This is a genomic window from Pseudomonas sp. 2FG, from assembly GCF_005502935.1.
In the GTDB taxonomy this organism is placed as follows: domain Bacteria; phylum Pseudomonadota; class Gammaproteobacteria; order Pseudomonadales; family Pseudomonadaceae; genus Aquipseudomonas.
The window spans coordinates 1-5,599 of sequence record NZ_SCMP01000035.1; the positions used below are offsets into that span (position 1 = coordinate 1).

A 5,599-nucleotide genomic window follows, 5' to 3' on the forward strand; every position below is an offset into this window, starting at 1 on the left:
TTTTTTGCGCGCAAAGACAAACCCCCCACCCGCTTGCGCGAATGAGGGGTTTGGAATTTAAGCTTGACGATGACCTACTCTCACATGGGGAGACCCCACACTACCATCGGCGATGCGTCGTTTCACTACTGAGTTCGGGATGGGATCAGGTGGTTCCAACGCTCTATGGTCGTCAAGCAATTCGGGTGGAGTGTCGCCTGCGCGCTACTCCAAATTGGGTCTGTGATAGACAGTCTTTCGCGAGTTTGACGAACTTTCGGTATCGTCTTCACACTCATCAATTTGCCTAAGCAAATTGCTTGGGTGTTATATGGTCAAGCCTCACGGGCAATTAGTATGGGTTAGCTCAACGCCTCACAGCGCTTACACACCCCACCTATCAACGTCGTAGTCTTCGACGGCCCTTTAGGGAACTCAAGGTTCCAGTGAGATCTCATCTTGAGGCTAGTTTCCCGCTTAGATGCTTTCAGCGGTTATCTATTCCGAACATAGCTACCCGGCGATGCCACTGGCGTGACAACCGGAACACCAGAGGTTCGTCCACTCCGGTCCTCTCGTACTAGGAGCAGCCCCTCTCAAATCTCAAACGTCCACGGCAGATAGGGACCGAACTGTCTCACGACGTTCTAAACCCAGCTCGCGTACCACTTTAAATGGCGAACAGCCATACCCTTGGGACCGGCTTCAGCCCCAGGATGTGATGAGCCGACATCGAGGTGCCAAACACCGCCGTCGATATGAACTCTTGGGCGGTATCAGCCTGTTATCCCCGGAGTACCTTTTATCCGTTGAGCGATGGCCCTTCCATACAGAACCACCGGATCACTAAGACCTACTTTCGTACCTGCTCGACGTGTCTGTCTCGCAGTCAAGCGCGCTTTTGCCTTTATACTCTACGACCGATTTCCGACCGGTCTGAGCGCACCTTCGTACTCCTCCGTTACTCTTTAGGAGGAGACCGCCCCAGTCAAACTACCCACCATACACTGTCCTCGATCCGGATAACGGACCTGAGTTAGAACCTCAAAGTTGCCAGGGTGGTATTTCAAGGTTGGCTCCACGCAGACTGGCGTCCACGCTTCAAAGCCTCCCACCTATCCTACACAAGCAAATTCAAAGTCCAGTGCAAAGCTATAGTAAAGGTTCACGGGGTCTTTCCGTCTAGCCGCGGATACACTGCATCTTCACAGCGATTTCAATTTCACTGAGTCTCGGGTGGAGACAGCGCCGCCATCGTTACGCCATTCGTGCAGGTCGGAACTTACCCGACAAGGAATTTCGCTACCTTAGGACCGTTATAGTTACGGCCGCCGTTTACCGGGGCTTCGATCAAGAGCTTCGCGTTAGCTAACCCCATCAATTAACCTTCCGGCACCGGGCAGGCGTCACACCCTATACGTCCACTTTCGTGTTTGCAGAGTGCTGTGTTTTTAATAAACAGTCGCAGCGGCCTGGTATCTTCGACCGGCATGAGCTTACGGAGCAAGTCCTTCACCCTCACCGGCGCACCTTCTCCCGAAGTTACGGTGCCATTTTGCCTAGTTCCTTCACCCGAGTTCTCTCAAGCGCCTTGGTATTCTCTACCCAACCACCTGTGTCGGTTTGGGGTACGGTTCCTAGTTATCTGAAGCTTAGAGGCTTTTCTTGGAAGCATGGCATCAACCACTTCGCGCTCTAATGAGCACTCGTCATCAGTTCTCAGCCTTAGGCGCCCGGATTTACCTAAGCACCCAGCCTACAACCTTAAACTTGGACAACCAACGCCAAGCTGGCCTAGCCTTCTCCGTCCCCCCATCGCAATAACTAGAAGTACAGGAATATTAACCTGTTTTCCATCGACTACGCTTTTCAGCCTCGCCTTAGGGACCGACTAACCCTGCGTCGATTAACGTTGCGCAGGAAACCTTGGTCTTTCGGCGTGGGTGTTTTTCACACCCATTGTCGTTACTCATGTCAGCATTCGCACTTCTGATACCTCCAGCAAGCTTCTCAACTCACCTTCACAGGCTTACAGAACGCTCCTCTACCGCATCACCTAAGTGATACCCGTAGCTTCGGTGTCTAGTTTGAGCCCCGTTAAATCTTCCGCGCAGGCCGACTCGACTAGTGAGCTATTACGCTTTCTTTAAAGGGTGGCTGCTTCTAAGCCAACCTCCTAGCTGTCTAAGCCTTCCCACATCGTTTCCCACTTAACTAGAACTTTGGGACCTTAGCTGACGGTCTGGGTTGTTTCCCTTTTCACGACGGACGTTAGCACCCGCCGTGTGTCTCCCGTGCTCGCACTTGTTGGTATTCGGAGTTTGCATCGGTTTGGTAAGTCGGGATGACCCCCTAGCCGAAACAGTGCTCTACCCCCAACAGTGATACACGAGGCGCTACCTAAATAGCTTTCGAGGAGAACCAGCTATCTCCGAGCTTGATTAGCCTTTCACTCCGATCCACAGGTCATCCGCTAACTTTTCAACGGTAGTCGGTTCGGTCCTCCAGTTAGTGTTACCCAACCTTCAACCTGCCCATGGATAGATCGCCCGGTTTCGGGTCTATTCCCAGCGACTAAACGCCCTATTAAGACTCGCTTTCGCTACGCCTCCCCTATTCGGTTAAGCTCGCCACTGAAAATAAGTCGCTGACCCATTATACAAAAGGTACGCAGTCACCCAACAAAGTGGGCTCCCACTGCTTGTACGCATACGGTTTCAGGATCTATTTCACTCCCCTCTCCGGGGTTCTTTTCGCCTTTCCCTCACGGTACTAGTTCACTATCGGTCAGTCAGTAGTATTTAGCCTTGGAGGATGGTCCCCCCATATTCAGACAAAGTTTCTCGTGCTCCGTCCTACTCGATTTCATGACTAAGAGATTTTCGCGTACAGGGCTATCACCCACTATGGCCGCACTTTCCAGAGCGTTCCGCTAATCTCAAAGCCACTTAAGGGCTAGTCCCCGTTCGCTCGCCACTACTAAGGGAATCTCGGTTGATTTCTTTTCCTCCGGGTACTTAGATGTTTCAGTTCCCCGGGTTCGCTTCTTACACCTATGTATTCAGTGCAAGATACCTAACTTATGTTAGGTGGGTTCCCCCATTCAGAAATTTCCGGATCAATGTCTGTTTGCCGACTCCCCGAAACTTATCGCAGGCTACCACGTCTTTCATCGCCTCTGACTGCCAAGGCATCCACCGTATGCGCTTCTTCACTTGACCATATAACCCCAAGCAATCTGGTTATACTATGAAGACGACATTCGCCGAAAATTCGCAATAAACTCGCAAATTTTACCTTAGCCTGATCACACACCAGTGAAAATGGTGACCAGTCTATTCTTTCTATCACATACCCAAATTTTTAAAGAACGATTGTTACTACTGGTCAAAGACCAGAATTCAATATTCAACTAAGGCAACCCTAGGAATATTCAATTCTGAACTCTCAACGCGTCTGTATGGTGGAGCCAAGCGGGATCGAACCGCTGACCTCCTGCGTGCAAGGCAGGCGCTCTCCCAGCTGAGCTATGGCCCCATATTCGTACAAGGCCAACCCCACAACAATTGGTGGGTCTGGGCAGATTCGAACTGCCGACCTCACCCTTATCAGGGGTGCGCTCTAACCAACTGAGCTACAGACCCAATCGTCTTTCGCAATGAATCAAGCAATTCGTGTGGGAGCTTATAAGGAAGCTGATGTCGTCGATTAAGGAGGTGATCCAGCCGCAGGTTCCCCTACGGCTACCTTGTTACGACTTCACCCCAGTCATGAATCACACCGTGGTAACCGTCCCCCTTGCGGTTAGACTAGCTACTTCTGGTGCAACCCACTCCCATGGTGTGACGGGCGGTGTGTACAAGGCCCGGGAACGTATTCACCGTGACATTCTGATTCACGATTACTAGCGATTCCGACTTCACGCAGTCGAGTTGCAGACTGCGATCCGGACTACGATCGGTTTTATGGGATTAGCTCCACCTCGCGGTTTGGCAACCCTTTGTACCGACCATTGTAGCACGTGTGTAGCCCTGGCCGTAAGGGCCATGATGACTTGACGTCATCCCCACCTTCCTCCGGTTTGTCACCGGCAGTCTCCTTAGAGTGCCCACCATAACGTGCTGGTAACTAAGGACAAGGGTTGCGCTCGTTACGGGACTTAACCCAACATCTCACGACACGAGCTGACGACAGCCATGCAGCACCTGTGTTCGAGTTCCCGAAGGCACATCCGCATCTCTGCAGACTTCTCGACATGTCAAGGCCAGGTAAGGTTCTTCGCGTTGCTTCGAATTAAACCACATGCTCCACCGCTTGTGCGGGCCCCCGTCAATTCATTTGAGTTTTAACCTTGCGGCCGTACTCCCCAGGCGGTCGACTTAATGCGTTAGCTGCGCCACTAAGAGCTCAAGGCTCCCAACGGCTAGTCGACATCGTTTACGGCGTGGACTACCAGGGTATCTAATCCTGTTTGCTCCCCACGCTTTCGCACCTCAGTGTCAGTATCAGTCCAGGTGGTCGCCTTCGCCACTGGTGTTCCTTCCTATATCTACGCATTTCACCGCTACACAGGAAATTCCACCACCCTCTACCATACTCTAGCTCGGCAGTTTTGGATGCAGTTCCCAGGTTGAGCCCGGGGATTTCACATCCAACTTACCGAACCACCTACGCGCGCTTTACGCCCAGTAATTCCGATTAACGCTTGCACCCTCTGTATTACCGCGGCTGCTGGCACAGAGTTAGCCGGTGCTTATTCTGTCGGTAACGTCAAAACAGCAAGATATTAGCTTACTGCCCTTCCTCCCAACTTAAAGTGCTTTACAATCCGAAGACCTTCTTCACACACGCGGCATGGCTGGATCAGGCTTTCGCCCATTGTCCAATATTCCCCACTGCTGCCTCCCGTAGGAGTCTGGACCGTGTCTCAGTTCCAGTGTGACTGATCATCCTCTCAGACCAGTTACGGATCGTCGCCTTGGTAGGCCTTTACCCTACCAACTAGCTAATCCGACCTAGGCTCATCTAATAGCGTGAGGTCCGAAGATCCCCCACTTTCTCCCGTAGGACGTATGCGGTATTAGCGTCCGTTTCCGAACGTTATCCCCCACTACTAGGCAGATTCCTAGGCATTACTCACCCGTCCGCCGCTCGCCACCAGGTACAAGTACCCGTGCTGCCGCTCGACTTGCATGTGTTAGGCCTGCCGCCAGCGTTCAATCTGAGCCATGATCAAACTCTTCAGTTCAAACATCTTTGGGTTTTGAGAAAACCCTAAACTTGGCTCAGCAATCGCAAATTGCTTTATTTAAAAAGCTAAACTCTTTGAATTCACGAAGAGTTACTTGTGATGCTGATAATCAGGTGACTATCAGTCTTACCTCACAAGCACCCACACGAATTGCTTGATTCAGTTGTTAAAGAACAGTTGGTTAAGTCTTTCGTCTCAACCGAGGCGCGCATTCTACAGCAACCTCTCATTCCGTCAAGCGATTTCGAAAATTTCTTTTCTACTTCAACCGCTTGCGCTTCCGATCACCCTTGGGCTTCTCGTCAGCGGGAGGCGAATTCTACAGCGTTTCAAACCGCTGTCAACCACCTCATTCAACCGCTTTCGATC

The 5,599-nt window shown here is 51.5% G+C and carries 2 tRNA genes, 3 rRNA genes and 1 pseudogene; 1 reads left to right on the plus strand and 5 read right to left on the minus strand.

Annotated features, from left to right (window positions below):
- Positions 1-61: 61 nt before the first annotated feature.
- From rrf to FFS13_RS19660, 5 genes are all read right to left on the minus strand, one after another.
- Positions 62-177, minus strand: a 5S ribosomal RNA gene (rrf, locus tag FFS13_RS19640).
- 133 nt (positions 178-310) lie between these two features.
- Positions 311-3,200, minus strand: a 23S ribosomal RNA gene (locus FFS13_RS19645).
- Between the two features lie 240 nt (positions 3,201-3,440).
- A tRNA-Ala gene (locus FFS13_RS19650) sits at positions 3,441-3,516 on the minus strand.
- Positions 3,517-3,546: 30 nt separating this feature from the next.
- Positions 3,547-3,623: transfer RNA gene (locus FFS13_RS19655), tRNA-Ile, on the minus strand.
- A gap of 65 nt (positions 3,624-3,688) precedes the next feature.
- A 16S ribosomal RNA gene (locus FFS13_RS19660) occupies positions 3,689-5,227 on the minus strand.
- The 16S, 23S and 5S rRNA genes sit together here with 2 tRNA genes alongside, the layout of an rRNA operon.
- A 153-nt stretch (positions 5,228-5,380) precedes the next feature.
- Here FFS13_RS19660 and FFS13_RS19915 point away from each other — a divergent pair.
- Positions 5,381-5,599 (plus strand): annotated as a pseudogene (locus FFS13_RS19915) (hypothetical protein); the annotation flags it as partial.